At 61.3% G+C, this 20,165-nt stretch carries 24 protein-coding genes; 10 read left to right on the forward strand and 14 right to left on the reverse strand.

What is annotated here, in order from left to right:
- Positions 1-17: 17 nt before the first annotated feature.
- Positions 18-326, forward strand: a complete 309-nt coding sequence (locus HJA_RS02405; protein ID WP_051597265.1) for a SemiSWEET transporter — start codon at positions 18-20, stop codon at positions 324-326.
- Here HJA_RS02405 and HJA_RS02410 read toward each other — a convergent pair.
- Complete coding sequence (locus HJA_RS02410) at positions 272-1,156, reverse strand: aminotransferase class IV (RefSeq protein ID WP_051597266.1); 885 nt, start codon at positions 1,154-1,156, stop codon at positions 272-274. The two genes, HJA_RS02405 and HJA_RS02410, sit on opposite strands and share 55 nt — an antisense overlap.
- A 164-nt stretch (positions 1,157-1,320) precedes the next feature.
- On the opposite strand from HJA_RS02410, the gene ccrA reads away from it, so the two are divergent.
- Positions 1,321-2,580, forward strand: a complete 1,260-nt coding sequence (ccrA, locus tag HJA_RS02415; RefSeq protein ID WP_035577639.1) for a crotonyl-CoA carboxylase/reductase — start codon at positions 1,321-1,323, stop codon at positions 2,578-2,580.
- A 2-nt stretch (positions 2,581-2,582) separates the two neighbouring features.
- Positions 2,583-2,939 (forward strand): nuclear transport factor 2 family protein, encoded by a 357-nt coding sequence (locus HJA_RS02420; protein ID WP_035577642.1) that lies wholly within the window; start codon positions 2,583-2,585, stop codon positions 2,937-2,939.
- Positions 2,940-3,015: 76 nt separating this feature from the next.
- On the opposite strand, the gene HJA_RS02425 is transcribed toward HJA_RS02420, so the two are convergent.
- The 5 genes from HJA_RS02425 to HJA_RS02445 all read right to left on the reverse strand — a co-directional run bounded on the left by HJA_RS02425 (position 3,016) and on the right by HJA_RS02445 (position 8,560).
- Positions 3,016-3,462, reverse strand: coding sequence for a ferritin-like domain-containing protein (locus tag HJA_RS02425; RefSeq protein ID WP_035577645.1), 447 nt, complete (start codon positions 3,460-3,462; stop codon positions 3,016-3,018).
- A gap of 93 nt (positions 3,463-3,555) precedes the next feature.
- Complete coding sequence (locus tag HJA_RS02430) at positions 3,556-4,848, reverse strand: adenylosuccinate synthase (protein WP_035577648.1); 1,293 nt, start codon at positions 4,846-4,848, stop codon at positions 3,556-3,558.
- A gap of 75 nt (positions 4,849-4,923) precedes the next feature.
- On the reverse strand, positions 4,924-5,511 hold the full coding sequence (locus HJA_RS02435) for an acyloxyacyl hydrolase (protein ID WP_035577651.1): 588 nt from the start codon (positions 5,509-5,511) through the stop codon (positions 4,924-4,926).
- 195 nt (positions 5,512-5,706) lie between these two features.
- The gene (gene serA, locus HJA_RS02440) at positions 5,707-7,302 is read right to left on the reverse strand and encodes a phosphoglycerate dehydrogenase (protein ID WP_035577654.1); all 1,596 of its coding nucleotides are present in this window, start codon (positions 7,300-7,302) and stop codon (positions 5,707-5,709) included.
- A 94-nt stretch (positions 7,303-7,396) separates the two neighbouring features.
- Positions 7,397-8,560 carry a phosphoserine transaminase gene (locus HJA_RS02445; RefSeq protein ID WP_035577657.1) on the reverse strand — a complete coding sequence of 388 codons (1,164 nt, stop codon included), beginning with the start codon at positions 8,558-8,560 and terminating at the stop codon, positions 7,397-7,399.
- Between the two features lie 176 nt (positions 8,561-8,736).
- Between HJA_RS02445 and HJA_RS02450 the strand changes: the two genes are divergently transcribed.
- Together HJA_RS02450 and HJA_RS02455 are read left to right on the forward strand one after the other, a co-directional pair.
- On the forward strand, positions 8,737-9,567 hold the full coding sequence (locus tag HJA_RS02450; RefSeq protein ID WP_035577660.1) for a TauD/TfdA dioxygenase family protein: 831 nt from the start codon (positions 8,737-8,739) through the stop codon (positions 9,565-9,567).
- A 14-nt stretch (positions 9,568-9,581) separates the two neighbouring features.
- Positions 9,582-10,073 carry a hypothetical protein gene (locus tag HJA_RS02455; RefSeq protein ID WP_035577662.1) on the forward strand — a complete coding sequence of 164 codons (492 nt, stop codon included), beginning with the start codon at positions 9,582-9,584 and terminating at the stop codon, positions 10,071-10,073.
- On the opposite strand, the gene HJA_RS02460 is transcribed toward HJA_RS02455, so the two are convergent.
- Together HJA_RS02460 and HJA_RS02465 are read right to left on the reverse strand one after the other, a co-directional pair.
- Complete coding sequence (locus tag HJA_RS02460; RefSeq protein ID WP_051597267.1) at positions 10,070-10,741, reverse strand: lysoplasmalogenase; 672 nt, start codon at positions 10,739-10,741, stop codon at positions 10,070-10,072. The genes HJA_RS02455 and HJA_RS02460 overlap by 4 nt on opposite strands.
- A 25-nt stretch (positions 10,742-10,766) precedes the next feature.
- Complete coding sequence (locus HJA_RS02465; protein WP_035577664.1) at positions 10,767-11,165, reverse strand: YkvA family protein; 399 nt, start codon at positions 11,163-11,165, stop codon at positions 10,767-10,769.
- A gap of 66 nt (positions 11,166-11,231) precedes the next feature.
- Here HJA_RS02465 and HJA_RS02470 point away from each other — a divergent pair, with 66 nt between their 5' ends.
- The gene (locus HJA_RS02470) at positions 11,232-12,011 is read left to right on the forward strand and encodes an SDR family NAD(P)-dependent oxidoreductase (protein WP_035577666.1); all 780 of its coding nucleotides are present in this window, start codon (positions 11,232-11,234) and stop codon (positions 12,009-12,011) included.
- 271 nt (positions 12,012-12,282) lie between these two features.
- Complete coding sequence (locus HJA_RS02475; RefSeq protein WP_035577668.1) at positions 12,283-12,960, forward strand: nitroreductase; 678 nt, start codon at positions 12,283-12,285, stop codon at positions 12,958-12,960.
- Here the strand turns inward: HJA_RS02475 and HJA_RS02480 are convergent.
- The 3 genes from HJA_RS02480 to HJA_RS02490 are packed head-to-tail and all read right to left on the reverse strand — an operon-like array spanning position 12,957 to position 14,555.
- The gene (locus HJA_RS02480; protein WP_035577670.1) at positions 12,957-13,364 is read right to left on the reverse strand and encodes a DUF4345 domain-containing protein; all 408 of its coding nucleotides are present in this window, start codon (positions 13,362-13,364) and stop codon (positions 12,957-12,959) included. The genes HJA_RS02475 and HJA_RS02480 overlap by 4 nt on opposite strands.
- A gap of 34 nt (positions 13,365-13,398) precedes the next feature.
- On the reverse strand, positions 13,399-13,887 hold the full coding sequence (locus HJA_RS02485) for an anthrone oxygenase family protein (protein ID WP_051597268.1): 489 nt from the start codon (positions 13,885-13,887) through the stop codon (positions 13,399-13,401).
- A 32-nt stretch (positions 13,888-13,919) separates the two neighbouring features.
- Entirely contained in the window at positions 13,920-14,555 is a 636-nt protein-coding gene (locus HJA_RS02490) for an NAD(P)-dependent oxidoreductase (RefSeq protein WP_035577672.1), read from the reverse strand.
- 65 nt (positions 14,556-14,620) lie between these two features.
- Here HJA_RS02490 and HJA_RS02495 point away from each other — a divergent pair, with 65 nt between their 5' ends.
- From HJA_RS02495 to HJA_RS02505, 3 genes are all read left to right on the forward strand, one after another.
- On the forward strand, positions 14,621-15,211 hold the full coding sequence (locus HJA_RS02495; RefSeq protein WP_035577674.1) for a TetR/AcrR family transcriptional regulator: 591 nt from the start codon (positions 14,621-14,623) through the stop codon (positions 15,209-15,211).
- 75 nt (positions 15,212-15,286) lie between these two features.
- Positions 15,287-16,375, forward strand: coding sequence for a glutathione S-transferase family protein (locus tag HJA_RS02500; protein ID WP_162177014.1), 1,089 nt, complete (start codon positions 15,287-15,289; stop codon positions 16,373-16,375).
- 97 nt (positions 16,376-16,472) lie between these two features.
- On the forward strand, positions 16,473-17,648 hold the full coding sequence (locus tag HJA_RS02505) for an acetyl-CoA C-acetyltransferase (RefSeq protein ID WP_035577677.1): 1,176 nt from the start codon (positions 16,473-16,475) through the stop codon (positions 17,646-17,648).
- Positions 17,649-17,712: 64 nt separating this feature from the next.
- On the opposite strand, the gene HJA_RS02510 is transcribed toward HJA_RS02505, so the two are convergent.
- The 3 genes from HJA_RS02510 to HJA_RS02520 all read right to left on the reverse strand — a co-directional run bounded on the left by HJA_RS02510 (position 17,713) and on the right by HJA_RS02520 (position 20,120).
- The gene (locus HJA_RS02510; RefSeq protein ID WP_035577680.1) at positions 17,713-18,765 is read right to left on the reverse strand and encodes an aspartate-semialdehyde dehydrogenase; all 1,053 of its coding nucleotides are present in this window, start codon (positions 18,763-18,765) and stop codon (positions 17,713-17,715) included.
- A 222-nt stretch (positions 18,766-18,987) separates the two neighbouring features.
- Positions 18,988-19,419, reverse strand: a complete 432-nt coding sequence (locus HJA_RS02515; protein ID WP_035577682.1) for a universal stress protein — start codon at positions 19,417-19,419, stop codon at positions 18,988-18,990.
- Positions 19,420-19,499: 80 nt separating this feature from the next.
- Positions 19,500-20,120: a class I SAM-dependent DNA methyltransferase gene (locus tag HJA_RS02520; protein ID WP_035577684.1), complete on the reverse strand. Its 621-nt coding sequence runs from the start codon at positions 20,118-20,120 to the stop codon at positions 19,500-19,502.
- Between the last annotated feature and the right edge of the window lie 45 nt (positions 20,121-20,165).

The raw sequence follows: 20,165 nt of genomic DNA on the forward strand, positions 1-20,165 counted from the left end.
TTCCGGAGCTTCCCCCCATGATTGACCTGATCGGCACGATTGCCGCCGTCCTGACCACGCTCTCCTTCGTTCCGCAGGCAATCCTCGTGATACGCACCAAGCGCACCGAAGGCATTTCCCTGACCATGTATGCCATGTTCACAGCCGGCGTTGCTGCCTGGCTGGTCTATGGCCTGTCGCTGGGCGCCATGCCCATCATCCTCGCCAATGCTGTGACGCTGGCGCTGGCCAGCGTCATTCTCACCATCAAGATCCGGTCAGTTTTCCCGGCTCAGCCAAGCACCCAAGGAGCAACAGCTGCCACATCAGCGCCCATTGCCTCATAATAAAGGCGCTGCACCCGCCTTGTGACCTGACCCGGCCTTCCATCGCCGACAGGCTTGCCGTCAATGGCAACAACCGGCGCGACAATCGCGCCCGATGACGTGGTGAAGACTTCTTTGGCGGAAACCGCCTCTTCCGGCGTGAAGGCGCGTTCGACCACTTCCAGACCTTCCTTTTTGAGCAAAGAGACGATCCCGGCGCGCGTAATACCCGGCAGGATGGCGTGAGAGAGCTCGCGCGTGATCAGCTTGCCATCCGCATCGACGATCCACGCATTGGCCGATGCCGCCTCGGTCACCAGCCCGTCTTCGATCATGAAGGCCGTTTCCGCGCCTTCCTGCCGGGCTGCGCGATAAGCCAGTGCCTGAGAGAGGAGTTGCACCGTTTTCATGTCCCGGCGCTTCCAGCGCGTATCGCCCAGCGTGATCGCTCTTATCCCGTCCCGGGCCAGATCGCCGATCAGCGGCCGGGCATCTGCGTAAACAAATACAGTTGGCGTGAACGTCTCCGGTCCGGCGAAATCGCGCAGGCCATAGTCCCCGGCTGTCACCTCAAGATAGACCGTCCCCTCCTCCATCCCATTCCTGTCGACGAGGTCTGAGTGGATTTCGGCCCATTTCTCATCACTATAGGGATTGGGGATAGATATGCCTTCCAGAGTCCGCCGGAGACGAGAAAGATGCCCTTCCAGGTCGATAAAGCGGCCATCATATACCGAGGTCACCTCATAAGCGGCGTGCGCGAAGAGAAACCCCCGGTCGAATGGGGAAATTGTTGCATCCTCAACAGGACAGTAATTTCCGTTGAGATAGACGGTCCGGCCGATTGTCATTTTTGTCACGCTCCTGAGGCTTGGCATTGTGCACCGCAACAAAACAACTTGCATCGGGGCAACCATGACGCCAAGGTGGCGCGCGCCGAGGGCCTTGTGAAGCTGCGCCAAGATCGCACCACAGGGTTTTTTGCATAAAGTACAAAGGAGGAGGGCATTCCGCCATGAGCCGGGAAGTCAAAGACATTTACGAGTTGGGCGAAATACCGCCTGAGTTTCACGTTCCGAAAATGATGTACGCCTGGGCGATCCGCCGGGAACGGCATGGCCGTCCGGCGACCGCCATGCAGCTGGAACAGGTGCCGGTACCTGAAATCGACTCAGATGAAGTGCTGGTGCTCGTGATGGCCGCCGGTGTGAACTATAACGGCATCTGGGCTGCCCTGGGCGAGCCTGTCTCCGTCTTTGACGTCCACAAACAAGACTATCACATTGCCGGCTCCGACGCCGCAGGCATTGTCTGGGCCGTTGGCCGCAAGGTGAAGCGCGTGAAGCCCGGCGACGAAGTCGTCATTCACTGTAACCAGGATGATGGCGACGACGAAGAGTGCAATGGCGGCGACCCGATGTTCTCACCGTCCCAGCGTATCTGGGGCTATGAGACGCCGGATGGCTCCTTCGCGCAGTTCTGCCGCGTGCAGGCCCGCCAGTGCATGCCGCGTCCGAAGCACCTGACCTGGGAAGAGAGCGCCTGCTACACGCTGACCCTCGCCACTGCTTACCGCATGCTGTTCGGCCACCGTCCGCACATCGTGAAGCCGGCTGACAATGTCCTCGTCTGGGGTGCCTCGGGCGGCCTTGGCAGTTTCGGCGTCCAGCTCTGTGCCGTGACCGGCGCGAACGCGATTGGTGTGGTCTCCAGCGACGACAAGAAAGAGCACGTGCTCAGCCTTGGCGCCAAAGGCGTGCTGAACCGCAAAGACTTCAATTGCTGGGGCCAGCTGCCCACAGTGAACGGACCGGAATTCAAGGACTATATGCGCGAAAGCCGCAAGTTCGGCAAAGCGATCTGGGAACTGACCGGCAACAAGGATGTCGACATCGTGTTCGAACACCCGGGCGAGTCGACCTTCCCGGTCTCCGTCTTTGTGGTGAAACGCGGCGGCATGGTGGTGATCTGTGCCGGGACGACCGGCTTTAACCTGACTATGGATGCCCGTTTCCTGTGGATGCGCCAGAAGCGTGTTCAGGGCAGCCACTTTGCCAACCTGAAACAGGCCTCCGCCGCCAATGAGCTGGTGATAAACCGCCGCATCGACCCCGGCATGTCCGAAGTCTTCCCATGGGAAGACATTCCGGCAGCGCATGAGAAGATGCTGGATAACAAGCACCTTCCGGGCAACATGGCCGTGCTGGTGACCTCTCCGAAACCGGGCCTGCGCACGGTGGAAGACGTTCTTGCCGTGAACGGGCAGGCCAGCTGATCATGCTGAGCCGCGCTTTCGCGGAAGAATTTGCCAATGACTGGCTGTCGGCATGGAATGACAGGGACTTAGACCGTATCCTGTCGCACTATGCCGACGACGTCATCTTCCATAGCCCACGCATCGCGCTGGTCACGGGCAATGACGCAACCACCGTCCGCGGAAAGAAGGCGCTGCAAACTTACTGGACGGAGGCCCTGGCCAAGGGCCCTAACCTCTTCTTCGCACTGGATGATATTCTCGTCAGTTCCGACGCGATAACCATTCTCTACACAAACCATAGAGAACAGAACGTTGCGGAGACTTTCATCTTCAATGAGGACGGCGAAATAAGCCTGGCAATCGCCGCCTATCGCTGACTATTCCCGAACCGGTATATGAAGCACCGCCCCTCAACCGAGGGACGGTGTTTTCCATTTAAGGCATTCCCACGACTTAACTGGTCAGCGCGTCGGCGAAACATTCGCCATCATGGGCGCTATGATATGCCTGCGTTAGCAGCGTCCGGACCTCACCATGGATGTCGTCACGCTGAAGGCGTTCTTCCGCCTGTTCGGCAAGGTATTCCTCGCCGTCGTCAATCGCTTCCAGAGCTGCCTTTTGATCCTTCTGGAACAGCGAGGCGAACTGCATCCACCCGCGGTGAGCATCCCCCAACATGCCTCCGTCCGTTTGCGGCTCACCGCCGAGACGACGAACCTGAGACTGGAACTGATCCACCAGCTGACCCCGCTCCTGCGCGCGGTGCAGGAATTGCGGCTTCAGGGCAAAATTGTCATCGACCATCTCATAGGCCTTCTCGTACCCCTTCTTGGAGTCGATCAGGACTTTGGCGATGTCGTTGAGTGCTTCAATCTGTTTGGTCTGGATGTCGGTCGACATGATGATCCTCCTGCATGGCTATACAGGATCAACGGCCCTGGGCCGCTCATGTTCCGAAACACCTGAAGACCGTTTCTCAGGAGGAAGGCTACGTCAGCCCTCGAATGGATCGCGCATCAGGATAACGTCTTCACGTTCCGGACTGGTCGAAACCAGTGCGCAGGGTTTACCAACCAGCTCTTCGAGGCGGCGGACATATTTAACCGCTTCGGCCGGCAGGTCTGCCCAGGAACGCGCCCCGGCCGTCGAGCCTTTCCAGCCCTGCATGGTTTCGTAAACCGGTTCGACCGCTGCCTGGTCTGTCAGGCCCGCAGGATAATGATCAATCTCCTGCCCGTTCAGCCTGTAGGCGACACAGACCTTGATCTCATCAAATCCATCAAGAACGTCCAGCTTGGTCAGGGCCAGACCATTGACGCCGGATGTGGCACAAGCCTGCCGGACCATGACGCTGTCGAACCAGCCGCAACGGCGGGCGCGGCCAGTGTTCACACCCACTTCGCGACCAACTGTGCCGAGGCGTTCGCCGATCTCATTGTCCTGCTCGGTCGGGAACGGCCCTGCCCCGACACGGGTGGTGTAGGCTTTGGCGAGACCCAGGACGTAAGAGATCGCACCGGGGCCGACGCCGGACCCTGCCGAGGCGTTGCCTGCCACGACATTGGAAGAAGTGACGAACGGATAGGTGCCGTGATCGACGTCCAGCATTACGCCCTGCGCGCCTTCGAACAGGATGCGCTTGCCTGCCTTCACCTGCTCGTCCAGCAACTTCCAGACCGGCTGGGCATAGGCCAGAATTTTGGGCGCGATCTCAAGCAGATCGGCCTTCAGCTTCGCGCCGTCCGGCTCCGGCAGGTCGAGCCCGGCCCGAAGCGGGCGGTGGTGCGCCAGCAGGCGTTCGATTTTCATGTCGAGGGCCGCCGGGTCTGCCAGGTCTGCGACGCGGATGGCACGGCGGCCGACCCGGTCTTCATAGGCCGGGCCAATGCCGCGCTTGGTGGTGCCGATCTGCGCTGCGCCGAGGGCGCCTTCGCGGGCGGCGTCGATGTCCTTATGCCAGGGCAGGATAAGCGCAGCGTTATCGGCCAGCACCAGCGTTTCGGGGGAAACTTCCACCCCCTGCCCTTGAATGCCTTCGATCTCGGTCAGCATGTGCCACGGGTCGACCACAACGCCATTGCCGATCACTGAGAGCTTTCCACCGCGCACGAGGCCGGACGGCAGCAGCGCCAGTTTGAAGACCTTGCCGTCGATCACCAGCGTGTGGCCGGCATTGTGCCCGCCCTGGAAACGGACAACTACGTCTGCCCGGCTCGACAGCCAGTCGACAATCTTGCCCTTGCCCTCGTCGCCCCACTGGGCTCCTACGACCACTACGCCAGCCATGTGCCGCTCCTGTTCAGTCCGCGGCGACAAGGGCAGGATTCAGAGCAGAAAAGCAAGGGGCCTTTGGCCGCGCCGCTATTCGAAACTGTAGCTGAAGCGGACACCGAGATTGTCCAGGCCCTGATTGCGGCCATTTCCCAGGACCTGTCCGTGGCTGAGATGCTCATACATGATCTCGACACCCCAGGTCTCGTTGATGTCGTGATGCAGGCCGAAGGTCGTGCGGAACAGGTCGCGTGAGCCGAGCAGAACGTGCTCTTCCGTAAACGCGAGGCTCCGCGGATCCCCGTCCGGATAGGGGCTCGCGAGCTCCCCGTCATGAATGACATAGCCAAAGCTCGGCTCAAACTGCCAGCTTTTCGCGACCGGGAACGACCAGTGCAGACCGACGCCGCCAAAGCTGGTTTCACCCTGGAAATTGGCGCTACCCATAACGTAAGGCTTCGGGCTCCAGATGAATCCCAGGAAATCAGGGGAATGGAAGAGAATGTCGCCATTCAGGCTCTGGCCGGGCTCCTTGTTGGCATTGTCGCAGTCGAGCACGCAGATGTTCTCCTGCATGATGCCGAGGCGGACCTCGCTGACGAGATCGGCGGAGGCGGAACCGGCAAACGCGGTCGCAGACGCAACAGCAGCGACACTGGCAAAAAGGTAACGGCGCATGGAGACTCCCTATAATATTACAGGCGAGTAAGGAATTCCGGACTCGCCCGTCAAGCGTGAAACAGGCCGTTCACGTCAATTTGCAGGGACAGGCAACCAAACCGACACAGCGCCCCTACCCCCAATAGAAAACGGGCGGCCCGCCAGGACCGCCCGTCTTGCAGAAAAGAATCAGACTGATCGCCTGACACCCGTTCAGAAGGTCAGCACCCTAGCGTACCGGACCTGCGGCAGGGCGCTCAGTTTATCAACCAGGCCACTGCTCGGTGTGGAGTCGATACCAATCAGGGCAATCGCCTCGTCCCCGGCCGTCGTGCGGCCAAGGTGGAAGGTGGCAATGTTGATCGCCTCTTCCCCCAGCATCTGGCCGAGGGCGCCGATGAAGCCCGGCTGGTCGAGGTTGTTCACGTACAGCATGACCGGCGCAAAATCGCCTTCCAGCGCCATACCCTTCACCTCGACGATACGCGGCTTGCCGGCGATCAGCGTGCCGGCCAGCGTGCGCCAGCCGCCTTCCGGGGCGTTCTGGGTCGCCTTGGTTTTCACCTTGATGCGGACCAGGCTGTCATAGACCGGGCTGTCCTCGGTCTTGGTCTCGGTCAGCTTCACGCCGCTATCAGCAAGGATGGCCGGAGCGGAGACCATGTTCACGTCCCCTCGCGAGGCACGCAGCAGGCCCGCCAGCAGCGCCGCCGTCAGCGGCTTGCGGTTGAGGTCCGCCACTTCGCCTTCATACTCGATGACGACTTCGTCATAGCCGAAGTCGGAGATCTGACCGGCGAAGGAACCGAGCTTCTCGGCCAGTTCTGCGAACGGCTTGATCCGGGGCGCTTCTTCCGCCGTGATCGATGGCATGTTGAGCGCGTTGGTCACGGCGCCCGACAGGAGATAGTCCGACATCTGCTCGGCGACCTGCAGGGCAACATTTTCCTGGGCTTCAGTGGTCGCCGCGCCAAGGTGCGGCGTGGCAATAAAGTTCGGCGTGCCGAAAAGGATGTTCTCCTTGGCCGGCTCGACCGCGAACACATCGAACGCAGCCGCCTTGATGTGACCGCTCTCCAGCAGATCCTTCACGGCCGCTTCATCGACCAGGCCACCACGGGCGCAGTTGACGAGGATCAGGCCCGGCTTCGTTTTCTGCAGATTGTCGCGGCTGAGGACATTCTTGGTCTGCTCCGTCAGCGGAACGTGCAGCGTGATGATGTCTGCCCGCTTCAGCAGTTCGTCAAGCTCGACCTTCTCCACACCGAGTTCCACGGCGCGTTCTTCCGTCAGGAACGGGTCGTAGGCAGCAACTTTCATTTTCAGGCCGATGGCGCGCTCGGCCACGCGGCTGCCGATATTGCCGCAACCGATCAGACCGAGCGTCTTGTAGGAAACCTCGGTTCCCATATAGCCGGACTTCGGCCATTTACCTTCCTGGGTCTCGGCATTGGCCGCCGGGATCTGGCGGGCCGCTGCGAACATCAGCGCGATGGCGTGCTCAGCCGTCGTGATGGCGTTGCCGAACGGCGTGTTCATGACAACGACACCCTTGGCCGTCGCTGCCTTGATGTCGATATTGTCGACACCGATACCGGCCCGGCCGATGACTTTCAAATTCGTTGCCGCGGCGATGACATCCGCATTCGGCTTGCAGGCCGAACGAACGACGAGGCCGTCATATTCCGGAATCTCCGCAATCAGTTCTTCCGTGTTCAGACCGGTCTTGGTGACCGTTTCGATGCCGCGGGCATGGAAGATTTCCACAGCGGCAGGAGAGAGTTTATCTCCGATAAGGACTTTAGGCATTGTCTTTTCCTTTGCTCGCGGCTGTTGCGGGCATGTCGCCCGCGCCGCTGCGCCTTCGCCTTGCTCGTGAAGGCGCGCTTTGCAGATTTCGTTGCTAGAGTGACGCCACTTCTTCAGCGAAGGCCCAGTCGAGCCACGGCGTCAGTTTCGCAACGTCGGACGGTTCCACCGTGCCGCCGCACCAGATGCGCAGTCCCGGAGGGGCCTTTGCGTAACCGGCCGCATCGAAGCAGGCATTTTCCTTTTCAAGGCGCTTCATCATCGCCTTCACGAACGCGCGCTGGCCCGCCTCATCGAGGCCTGCAACCCGCGGATCGACGATCTTGAACGTGACGCCCGTATTGGAGCGGACATCCGCATCCGGACAAAGGAAGTCGACCCAGTCCGTCCTGGCGACCCAGTCGGCAAGAATGCCAAGGCTTTCGTCGGAGCGCGCTTTCAGGGCTTTCCAGCCGCCAAGGCCTTCGCACCAGTCCAGGGCCTGGAGATAGTCTTCCACGCACAGCATGGAGGGCGTGTTGATCGTGGCGCCTTCGAACAGGTCCTCGTTCAGCTTGCCGCCCTTGGTCATGCGGAAAATTTTCGGCAGCGGCCGGTCCGGCGTGTAGGTTTCGAGGCGCTTTACGGCGTTCGGGCTGAGGATCAGCATGCCGTGGGCCGCTTCCCCACCGAGAATCTTCTGCCAGGAATAGGTCACCACATCGAGCTTCTCCCACTCGATGTCCTGCGCAAAGGCAGCAGATGTCGCATCGCAGATCACGACACGATCCGGGTTCGGCTTGATCCAGTCGGCATTCGCAACGCGCACGCCGGACGTGGTGCCGTTCCAGGTAAAGATGATGTCAGCGTCGTCGCGCGCCTTTTCGAAGGGCGGCAGCTCGCCATAATCACCAACATAGGTGTTGCAGTCTGCCAGCTTCAGCTGCTTGGTCGCATCGGTGACCCAGTCCTGCCCGAAGCTTTCCCAGGCAAAGACGTCCACAGGCTTCGCGCCCAGCATGGACCACATGCACATCTCGACGGCGCCGGTATCGGACGCAGGCACGATGGCCACGCGATAGCCTTCCGGCAGGCCGAGAATGGATTTGGTCCGCTCAATCGCGTCCTTCAGCTTCTTCTTCGCATCACCGGAGCGGTGCGAGCGGCCGAGGGCGGCGGTGTTCAGTTTTTCGAGGGAAAATCCCGGGCGCTTGGCAGTCGGGCCCGAGGAAAAATGCGGGCATGCGGGAAGCACGCCGGGTTTGGCGACGGTCGTCATCTGTTTGTACTCCTATCCTTACAGATAGGCTGGCATCCGTTGGGGGATGCTGGCCCGCCGCGTCTGTCTCATATTTCGGGTGCGCGCGCAAATGGCATTTCTGTGACTTGATAAGCGCGTGACCTGATGCCGCGACCTGCTAAGCTGCCCCAAAAGTGGAGGAAACCCTCGTGAGCATGACCATCCAGCCCCTGACCGGCACCCTTGGCGCGGAAATCCACGGCGTAGACCTGAAGCAGGATCTGTCGAATGCCGAGTTCGACGCGGTCCATCAGGCCTTCCTCGACTACAAGGTCATCGTGCTGCGCGGCCAACAGGGCATGACGCCGGACCAGCACAAGGCCTTCGCCCGCCGCTTCGGCACGCTGAACATCCACCCTTATGTCAAAGGTATGGACGGGCATCCGGAGCTCTTGGAGATCATCAAGGAGCCGGAGGAGAAAACCAATTTCGGCGGCGGCTGGCATTCCGACATGAGCTTCCTCGAGGAACCGGCTCTCGGCTCCATCCTGCATGCCCTCGAAGTACCACCCTATGGCGGCGATACGCTCTTCGCCGACCAGCAGGCGGCCTATGACCGCCTCTCCCCTGGCCTGAAGAAGACGCTGGAAGGCATGACCGCCATCCACACTGCCAGCAAGGAATATGGCGCAGACGGCTACTCCGCCGCCGTGCGCCAGTCGATGGATGCCAAGTCCGCGCCCGACGCACCGGAATATGAACATCCGGTGATCCGCACCCATCCGGAAACCGGCCGGAAGGGCCTGTTCATCAACCCTGCCTTCACGCTGCGCTTCGCCGGATGGAGCCGCAAGGAAAGCCGTCCACTGCTGAACTATCTGTTCGACCTGTCACGGGAGGAACGCAATACCTGCCGCGTGCGCTGGCAGGCCGGTGACGTGACCATGTGGGACAATCGTTGCGTCTGGCACTATGCCCTCAACGATTATCACGGCCACCGCCGCCACATGCGCCGCGCCACAATCAATGGGGATCGTCCGCGCTAAAGAAGTTTCATTGAATGCTCACAGACATCGGCGAATTTATAGTGGGTGCGCACCTTCAACTCATCGAAGGTTGCGACATTGTGGACTATAATGTCCGCCCTCCAGGCGGCGGCTTACAAGGACTAAACGAGTTGGACGTGATCGGACTAAATTTCAGTTCGAATACAATATTTTTTTGTGAAGTAACCACCCATATTCGTGGGCTTCTCTACAAGAACAATGCTGAAACCGTCGCGCGCATAAAACGAAAACACGAAGCACAAAAGCGATACGCGGAAATATACTCTGATAATTTCCAGCATCACCGCTTCATGTTCTGGTCCCCAAATGTACCAGTCGGTTTTATTACAAATGGTCTCGCCGAGATCCCCGATCTGCAACTCGTCATAAACGGGGACTACAAGAAAAAAATCCTCGAGCTACAAAACCTCGCTCGCACCACCACGCACGATGCACGAAACCCATTTTTTCGAATGCTGCAGATTATGGAGAATCTACGCGACTAATTGGCATCTGCCAGGAACGGATAGACCCCGCCCCACGCGATCAGGGCCTGCCCGAAGAAATAGAGCCCCCACACGGCCAGCGATGGTGCCATTCGCTTTGCTGCGCCCGGCGGCCGGGTGAACAGCTGCAGTGACAGGATCATATCGGACGCTACGAACATCACCGCCCCCAGCGTCACCAGCAGGAAGGGTGGTTGCAACCGCAGCGCCGCAGCCCCCATCACGAGGATGATCGCCGTATAGGCAAAGACCGGTATCCGCATCGGCCCCAAGGATGGCGCGAGCCAGCGAACGAAGACAACGCCGCCAAGGACCAGCCCGATCTGTGCGGTGAGATTCAACAGGTTCCGCTCTGCCTGAGGCAGTGCCCAGAACAGGGCGACATAGGCAACATGCGCCAGGAAGAAAGCGGCCATGCCAGGCTTCAGCCATTTGTCCTCCCCCGGCTTGTCCATCGCCAGGAAGGCATCCCCCGCTGAGGAGAGCGCGAGGCCAGTCACCAGAAGCCAGGGCCCGCCGACCAGATAGGCAAACAGGGCCAGCAGCGCGGTCGAGCCGGTTTTCACGATCAGGCCGGGCAGGCCTCCGTCTTCGCGCCAGCACCACCCCACCCAGTAAAGAACGCCCAATACAATCGCGCCCGCAAGCGCGGCAGTCTCCCCAGCCATCCGGCAACCTCCCCTTTTGTGTTTTCTAGTCTTCTTTCACCGGCTCCGGCACCCGCAACAGGCGCCGGGCGGCCGTCCGGTGGGTTTCTTTCACATGCATGCCCACCAGACCAAGCGCCGTCGCAAGCACAGTTGCGTCATCTGTGAAACCGAGGCCGGTGATGAAATCGGGCAGCATGTCCATTGGCGTGACGAAATAGGCCACTGCCGCGAACAGCACGGCTTTTGCACGCATCGGTGTGTGCGGGTCACGCGCAGCATACCAGGCCGCCACAAGATCGTCCGCGAAAGGGATCTTGCCCACCATACGCATAAGCTTGGGAATCAGGCCGCGCGAGGTGCGCGCGTCCCGCTCGATCGACTTCGGGATATAACGTCCATCCTCGTTCAGGACGGTGTTGATGACTTCCGCTGCGTCAGACATTGCGTCCTCCTGTGAGACCTATAGATCATCTGAAAAGTTGTCAGAAACAAGGGAGGGCCGCGGCCCATGGAACTCAATTCGAATATTTCGGCAGTCATCACCGGTGGCGCCTCCGGACTCGGCGCTGCAACGGCGAAGAAACTGGCCAGCTATGGCGTCAAGGTCGCCCTGTTCGACCTGAACGCGGAAAAAGGTGAAGCCCTCGCCAAGGAACTCGGCGGCGTGTTCTGCCAGTGTAACGTCACCGACGACGCAAGCGTCGATGCTGCCTTCGAAAAAGCCCGCGCCGCGAACGGCCAGGAGCGGATCCTGATCAACTGCGCTGGCACCGGCAACGCCATCAAGACTGCCAGCCGCAACAAGGAAACCGGTGAAATCAGCCACTTCCCGCTCGATAAGTTCGACCTTATCATCCAGATCAACCTGGTCGGCACCTTCCGCTGCATCGCGAAATCGGCCGCCGGCATGATGACGCTGGACCCGATCGACGGCGAACGCGGCGCGATCGTCAACACCGCATCGGTGGCTGCTGAAGACGGCCAGATCGGCCAGGCTGCCTACTCCGCTTCCAAGGGCGGCGTTGTCGGCATGACCCTGCCGATCGCCCGCGACCTTTCCCGCGAGCTGATCCGCGTCAACACGATTCTGCCGGGCATCTTCAACACCCCGCTGCTGCAGGGCGCACCCGAGCCGGTCAAGCAGGCCCTCGGCGCGCAGGTGCCGCACCCGGCCCGCCTCGGCAACCCGGAAGAGTATGCATCGCTCGCCACCGAAATGTGCCGCAACGGCTACTTCAACGGCGAAGACGTCCGCCTCGACGGCGCAATCCGCATGGCGCCGCGCTGATTGATTGCTCGCGGCGGTTTCCGCGCCTCTGGCGCGGAGCCGCTGCGCCTTCGCCTTGCTCGTGCGATGGCTCTCCACCACAAGCGACGCGCAGGCGCAGGTGCCGCGGGCATCAGCCCGCGAACAGCACCGAGCAGCAAGGCCGGAGGCCGCGCAGCAACAAAAGGCCTGCCCCAAGGGGCGGGCCTTTTTTCTTTGCCGCAACGGCAGGGGCTGTCACCGGCTGCGGGTACGCTACAAGGGTTCCGATAAGAGATTGGGAGAGACACCAGTGGAATATGATGACGTTGTGCGCGGCCGGCGCAGTATCCGGGGCTTCCTGAAGAAGCCGGTCCCGAAGGCGCTGGTCCGGGAGATCCTGGAGATCGCGATGCGCGCGCCGACCTCTCTGAACTCGCAACCCTGGAACTTCTATGTCGTCTCCGGCGAGGTGCTGGACCGCATCCGCAAAGGCAATGTCGAGCGTAACGTCGCTGGCGTGCCGGACAGCCGCGAGTTCCGCATGGGCCCGCCCTATGAAGGCGTGCACCGGGAGCGTCAGGTCGAGATCGCCATCCAGCTGTTCCAGGCCATGGGCATCGAGCGCCATGACAAGGAAGCGCGGATGGACTGGGTCCTGCGCGGCTTCCGCCAGTTCGATGCGCCGGTTTCCATCGTGGTGACCTATGACAAGGCCCTCGCAGGCGGCGACATTCCGCCCTTCGACTGCGGCGGCGTGGTCAACGGCATCGTCAATGCCGCCTGGAACCGGGGCCTTGGCTGCGTCATCAACTCTCAGGGCATCATGCAAAGCCCGGTCGTGCGCGAGGAAGCGGGCATTCCGGATGACCAGGTTATCCAGACCTGCGTCGCCATGGGCTGGCCGGATGAGACCTTCCCGGCCAATGCCGTCGTCTCGAAGCGAAAGTCTGTAGACGAAGCAGCGACATTCCTCGGCTTCGAGGACTAGACGGCTGGTCCGCGCTGCTGCGAAGACGCAGCGCCAACGAAGCACGCCGCGCCGACAACCAGTTCGAGCAGCGTGATCCAGACCATCATCTGATCCGGGACGCCATCCACCATCAGGCTGGCGAACCGGGCGAGGCCGTACCCTGTGTAGAAGAATGCACTGGCCGTCAGGGCAAGGGTCCTGATGCGGCGGGCAAACAGAGCGGCCAATGCCAGCAGGCCTATGGCGAGGATCGGTCCGCCCGCGGCCCGCATCTCATTGAGCAGGGCGGAATCCCCCTCGCCGATATGAATGCCGGCCGTTGCGTGGAACCCAACCGGATTCCAAACGATGCCCGCGCCGATCAGGACGGCAATCACGCCGGAAACGAACAATGCGGCAGAATGGAAGGTGAAACGGGACATGGGAATCTCCATTTGAAAAGCCTGTGATGGAAGGTCAGGCCAGTTCGACAACGGCCATCAGCATGAAGATGGCTGCGGCTGCCGAGGCGCGCGTGCGGACGGTGTTCCAGAAACTCCAGGCCGGCACATATCGGTGCCAGTAGGCTGCGGCGACGGCGCTGTCGTACGCCATCCGGTCGAGGCGTTCATTCATCGGCACATTGAACACCACCGTCACGCCAAACGTGCCGACCACATAGGTCGCCGCGGCTGATACGATCCAGACCGTCGCCGCCTCACCTCCCTGCAATATGGCGAACACTGCCATGAGGGGTGAGACGATCGCCATGCCGATGAGCAGGACCATGAAAAGCGTACGGAACACTTTGCGGTTGATCTGTTGCATCGCTTCGATCCCGCCTGCAGGCTGCGTTGCAGCCAGCGAACGCATGACGAAATCGGAAAAGGTGAGGAACACGCCGGCCACGAGGGCATAGGCGATCACGGAAAACTCGCTGGCAAGCAGCATCCATTGCGGGGTCATATCAGTCTCCTTTGCGGGATTGGGAATACCGGTCAGCTGGTCAGCCAGGCCGGTTTGTGCAGGTAGGTATTGTCCGAAAGCTGACGGATCAGGAAATCCGCCACGTCGGCGCGATTGATGCGGAACTTCAGCTTCCGGTCCAGCGCCTTGCTGCTGAGACCATGCGCATAAGTGCCGGTCCGCTCACCATCCCGGTAAGGACCCGGCCGCGCGATAATCCAGTCGAGGCCGGATGCGGTAATCTCGGCCTCCTGCGCCTCATGGTCGGCAAACATGTTTTCCATCATCAGCGGGCCGAGCAGGTATTTGTAGTGGGCCGGGATCAGCTTGTAGCTGTCCCCTGCCCCGATAGACGACAGACAGACGAGCCGGTCGACGCAGGCGTCTTTCATGGCCCGGATGATCTGGGCCGTACCAGTGGCGCGGATCCCGCTCTTGTCCTGCAGAGGTGCGCCTAGCGCGCAGACCACGGCATTCGCCCCGGCCACCGTGTAATAGACCGCGTCTTCGTCTGAAATGTCGCCCGGAACGAGCGTCAGACCCTGCGGCAGGTCCGCCAGCTTTCCCGGTGACCGGACGAGCGCCGTCACGGCGACGCCCTTCTCCAGGGCCTGTTTCACAAAATGCCGGCCGACGCCGCCGGTCGATCCGAATACTGCAACACGCATGATCGCCTCCTTTGCTTGACACCATGTCAATTGACACGATGTCAAATAGGTGATCACTTGACACTATGTCAAGTCCGAATCCCGATACCCGCCAAAGAATCCTCCAGGCCACGGCCGACCTCCTGTCCGAAGGCGGCGGCACAGGCGTGCGCATGTCAGACATTGCGAAGCGCGCCGGCATCAGCCGTCAGGCCGTCTACCTGCACTTCGCCAATCGTGCCGACCTGCTGATCGCAACGACGTTTTATGTCGATGAGTTGAAAGATACGGCGGCGCGTCTTGCCCCCAGCCGGGCAGCCGAGACGGGCAGGGAGCGTCTGGACGCCTTTGTCGAGGCCTGGGCCGGTTACCTGCCCGAGATCTATCCCATCGGGCGGGCTCTGATCGATATGAGCCCTACGGACGAGGAAGCCCGCAGCGCCTGGGCCCAGCGTATGCAGGATATGCGGGAAGGCTGTGAAGCCGCCATCAGCGCCCTGAAGCGCGACGGAGATCTCGCGCCCGGCCTGCCGGCATCGCAGGCGACCGACCTGCTCTGGACCCTACTCCTGCTGCCGAACTGGGAACACCTGACCAGGACCTGCGGCTGGTCGCAGAAGCAGTACCTGAAACACATCACGGCCACCGCCCGCCGCCTCTTCGTCATTGATGCTTGAGCTCGCCTGATATTTGGCAGAAGATGCAACAATTGACACATTAAGTGCCGCTACATGCGGCCGGGGGAGGACAATATGCTGAAGGTCTACGGGCTCAAGGTTTCCTATTTCACGGGAAAACTGGAAGCCTATCTGCGCTGCAAGGACATCCCGTATGAGTTCTGCCCGATGACGGCGCAGGACTTCATGCGCACCATTCCGGAGAAGACCGGCGCCATGCAGATGCCCGCCGTGGAGCTGCCGGATGGCCGCTGGATGACCGATACCAGCCCGATGATCGACTGGTTCGAGACCCAACATCCGACTCCGCCGATCCTGCCGGAAGATCCGGCACAGGCCTTCATCTGCCGCCTGATCGAGGACTATGCCGATGAGTGGCTCTGGCGCCCCGCCATGCACTACCGCTGGAGCTATCCGCTGTCATCGAAACTTCTCGCCCGGCAGATTTCAGACGCCATGGGCCGGGACATCAAGGCGCCCGGTTTTCTGAAGCGCTGGCGAACCGAGAAGCGCCAGAAATACAATTTCGTTACGCGCGATGGCGTCACACCGGAAACCCGCGCGCATGTCGAAGGCTCTTACCTGAGGTTGCTCGACCTGCTTGAGCCCATCGTGCAGGCCCGTCCCTTCCTGCTGGGCGAGCGGCCCACACTGGCAGACATCGGCCTGATGGGCCCCCTCTTCCGGCACTGCGCGATGGACCCGGTCCCCGGAATCATCATGCGGGAAACCGCCCCCGGCGTGATGGCCTGGGTCTACCGGGTCTGGAACGCCCGCGCCTCCCGAACCAGCTGCACTCTCGTCAGTGGTATCCCGGGCGATCTTTTACCGCTGCTGCGCGAACTGGGCGAAACCCATCTGGAAGCGCTGAACGCCAACGCCATTGCCTGGCAGGCGGGTGCAACGCGCCACGGCATGACCATTCAGGGAACGGTCTATCGGGATATTCAGGTGTCCCAGTACAGGGTCTGGTGTCTGGAGGTGCTGCAAACGCGCTATCGCGCATTGGACGATGCCGCCCGCGAGGCACTCGATCCCGTCCTGCAGTCCACTGGCATACTCGAACCGCTGCTGCGCCTGCCAGACGTGGAGAGCCAGTACGCCAATGCGGAGAGCGCCCCGTTCGGCAAATCCCTTCCCGTGTTTGCAGAGGTCCGGAACTGACAGTCTCCCTTGCGGCAGGTTCCGTTGGGAGAGTGCTGGCGTAGCCGTATCCGGGGCGTATAAATGGCCATACAAGATTGGAAGAGGAACGCGTGACATGGCAGACGCATATATCGTAGCAGCAAAACGTACCGCCGGCGGCCGCCGCGGCGGCGCCCTCGCCGAATGGCATCCGGGTGATCTTGGCGCACAGGTGCTCAACGCCCTCGTGAGCGAAACCGGTATCGACCCCAAGGCGATCGACGACGTGATCATGGGCTGCGTCTCGCAGGCCGGTGAGCAGGCTGGCCAGATCGGCCGGACTGCCGTGCTCGCCTCCAACCTGCCGGACTCCGTGCCGGCCGTGACGATCGACCGCCAGTGCGGCTCGTCCCAGCAGAGCCTCCAGTTCGCCGCTCAGGCCGTGATGTCGGGCACGCAGGACCTGGTGATCGCCGCAGGCGTCGAGAGCATGACCCGCTGCCCGATGGGCATCAACGCCCGCGCCGGCAAACTGTTCGAAGTGCCAACCGACCCGACCCCGCAATCGGTGAAGGAAAAGTTCGGCATCAAGCAGTTCAGCCAGTTCGTTGGTGCCGAGATGATCGCCAAGAAGCATGGCCACACAAAGGAAGAGCTCGACGCCTTCTCCGTGGAAAGCCACAAGCGCGGTGCGGCCGCGACCCAGGCTGGCGCTTTCAAGGATGAGATCATCGCCCTCAAGGGCCGCGATCCCGAAGGCAACGAGGTGATGCACGACAAGGATGAGGGCATCCGCTACGACGCATCCATGGATGCGATGGCGAAGCTGAAGATCCTCATGGATGACGGCATCATGACCGCCGCCAATGCCAGCCAGATCTGCGACGGCGCCTCCGGCGTAATGGTCGCCAATGAGGCCGCCATCAAGGCGCATGGCCTGACCCCGCTGGCACGTATCCACAATCTGACCGTCACGGCAGGCGACCCGGTCATCATGCTGGAAGAACCGCTCTTCGCCACGGACCGCGCCCTGCAGCGCGCCGGGATGAAAATGTCCGACATCGACCTTTACGAAGTGAACGAAGCCTTCGCGCCCGTTCCGCTCGCCTGGCTGAAGCATCACGGCGCTGACCCGGCGAAGCTGAACGTCAATGGCGGCGCCATCGCGCTCGGCCACCCGCTCGGCGCTTCGGGCACCAAGCTGATGACCACGCTGATCTACGCGCTGCGCGCACGCGGCAAGAAGTATGGCCTGCAGACCATGTGTGAAGGCGGCGGCATCGCCAACGTCACCATTATCGAAGCCCTGTAAGCCAGGTCTTCAGACTGAATTGGCAAACGCCGGACCCTCACAGGTCCGGCGTTTTTCTTTGGCCTCAGCCCGCGCGCTCAAGCAGTGCTTCGGCGATCTGCACGGCGTTCAGCGCGGCGCCCTTGCGCAGATTGTCGCCCACGACAAACAGGACGAGCCCATTGTCCAGCGCGCTGTCCTTGCGGATGCGCCCGACACTGACATTGTCCTTGCCCGTCATCTCCAGCGGGTTCGGCACGAGATCGACCTGCACGCCCGGCGCTTTCCGTAAGATCGCCTCAGCCTCTTCAGCGGAAACCGACCGCTCAAACTCGGCATGGATCGACAGGCTGTGCCCGGTCATCACCGGCACGCGCACGCAGGTGCCGGAAACTTTGAGACCCGGCAGCCCCATGATCTTGCGGCTCTCGTCACGCAGTTTCAGCTCTTCGTCGGTATATCCGTCCTCCCCCAGCACATAGTTCATGGGCACCACGTTGAAGGCGAGCGGCACGGCCCATTTCTTTGGTACAGGGAAGTCCACCGCAGCCGGATTGTCGGCAAGGCTGGCCATGTCCCCGGCTGCTGTGGCGGCCACCTGCGCGGTCAGCTCTTCCGAGCCTGCCACCCCTGCCCCGGAAGCGGCCTGATAGGTCGAAGCAAAGAGGCGCGTCAGCCCCCAGGCATCGTGCAGCGGCTTCAGAACCGGCATCGCCGCCATCGTGGTGCAGTTCGGGTTGGCGATGATACCTTTCGGAATGCTGGCCAGCGCACCGGCGTTCACCTCCGGCACAACCAGCGGCACATCCGGATCCTTCCGCCAAGCGGAGGAATTGTCGATCACGAGCGCGCCGGCTTCCGCGAATTTCGGCGCATACTGGCGCGAGGTTTCTCCACCCGCCGAGAAGAAGACGATGTCGAGACCGGACACATCTGCCGTGGCAACGTCCTCCACCACGATCTCGGTGTTACGGAACGGGACTTTCTTGCCGGCGGAACGTGCCGAGGCGAACAGGCGCAGCGAGGCGAGCGGAAAGTCCCGCTCGGCCAGCAGCTCGCGCATCAGGCTGCCGACAAGGCCGGTCGCGCCGACGACGCCGACACGGGGCGGATTGGATCTTGAGAAATGGGGTGACATGGCATTCTCCGGTTTGGAGCCTTCGGAGCGGGAGAGCCATTGTCAGGAATTGGCCGTCCCGCGCCTTGGCGGGACGTTGGTGAGGGTGGCTGGCTTCAGATCGCACGCACCCGCAACGTCCCGCAAAGGCGGGTCGTCTTGGTGGTAATAATGATCTGTGTCTTCAGCATGGCGCGCTGAATACGGTCATGGTGGACAGAAGTAAAGTGCCTTGACCGCGGCCTATCCCCTCAGGATCAGCACGGAACAATTGGCATGAAGCGCTGTCTGCGAAGCGTGCGAGCCGAACAGATGGTCGCTCAGCTTGGGATGGTGCGTCGCCATGACGACAAAATCCACGCCATGCGTCCGGATCACCTTCTGGATCGTCTCGTTCACGGCCTCATGACTTTCGAACAGTGGCGTGATGGCATGGCTCAGCCGTTCTGCCTCTGCTGCGACAAAGGCCTCGAAGTCCGGTTTCCGCGCTTCCGGCATTTCTGTCAGATGCGTGCCCAGCGGATTTATGACCGTCAGGATCGACACTTTCGCTCCAGCCCGTCGGGCAAGATAAACTGCAGATTCCACGGCCAGTTGCGACGCCTCCCTGTGCCGCATGTCCACGGGGACAAGTATATGCGTGGCGGGAAAAGGCGGTGTGGTCTGATCGGTCATGAATGTCTCCTCACGGTCAGCCTAATGGCTCCGGCCCGCTTTGTCAGGCGGCGGTCCTGCCGTAGCAGGCGCGGCGCACGTCATAGGCGTTCAAGCACATAAACAGTCGCGCCTGAATTTTCTCCGTGTGCCTGAAGATGCGGACCATAGGCTTCTGACCGAATGGCCACTTCCCCACTGGAAACACTTCTTCGAACACGCCCGCCATATTCGTCCATCGCCATGCTCTGGTCATTCAGCGAGAAAGCCAGCAAGTCACCGGGGGTCAGGATCGCAAGCAAATCGTCATAAACTGACGCAGGCGCCGCCCCCACGCTAATGACCCCGATTGCGGTTACGGCGCGATATTCGCCTGGTTTCACCGGGAGCGGTACCGACGGATCCGTTTCCCACAGTTTGTGATAGATCTGCTTTCTACGGGCCATGGCGAGCATTTCGCCTGACAGATCCGTGCCGTCTATTCTGGAAAATCCAGCTTCGGCCAATGCAGCCCCTGACAGGCCGGTGCCGCATCCGAAATCCAGAATGGGAGCATCCTTGTGGGCCAATTCGGCGCTGAGCGCCAATGCCACCCGGGCTGGCGTTACATAACCGGTTTCAAGCAGGTCCTGATCGTATTTGTCTGCCCACGCATTGTAGAGGTCGCGCATCCCTTCATTTCCTGAGGTGCGATAGACTTTGTCGATGAAGGTATCGGTCATGCGCGAGACTGTATGCGCAAGCGCCGGGGCGTGTCCATGTAACCA

Origin of the sequence: Hyphomonas jannaschiana VP2, from assembly GCF_000685215.1 — a bacterium.
GTDB classification, from domain to species: Bacteria; Pseudomonadota; Alphaproteobacteria; order Caulobacterales; family Hyphomonadaceae; genus Hyphomonas; species Hyphomonas jannaschiana.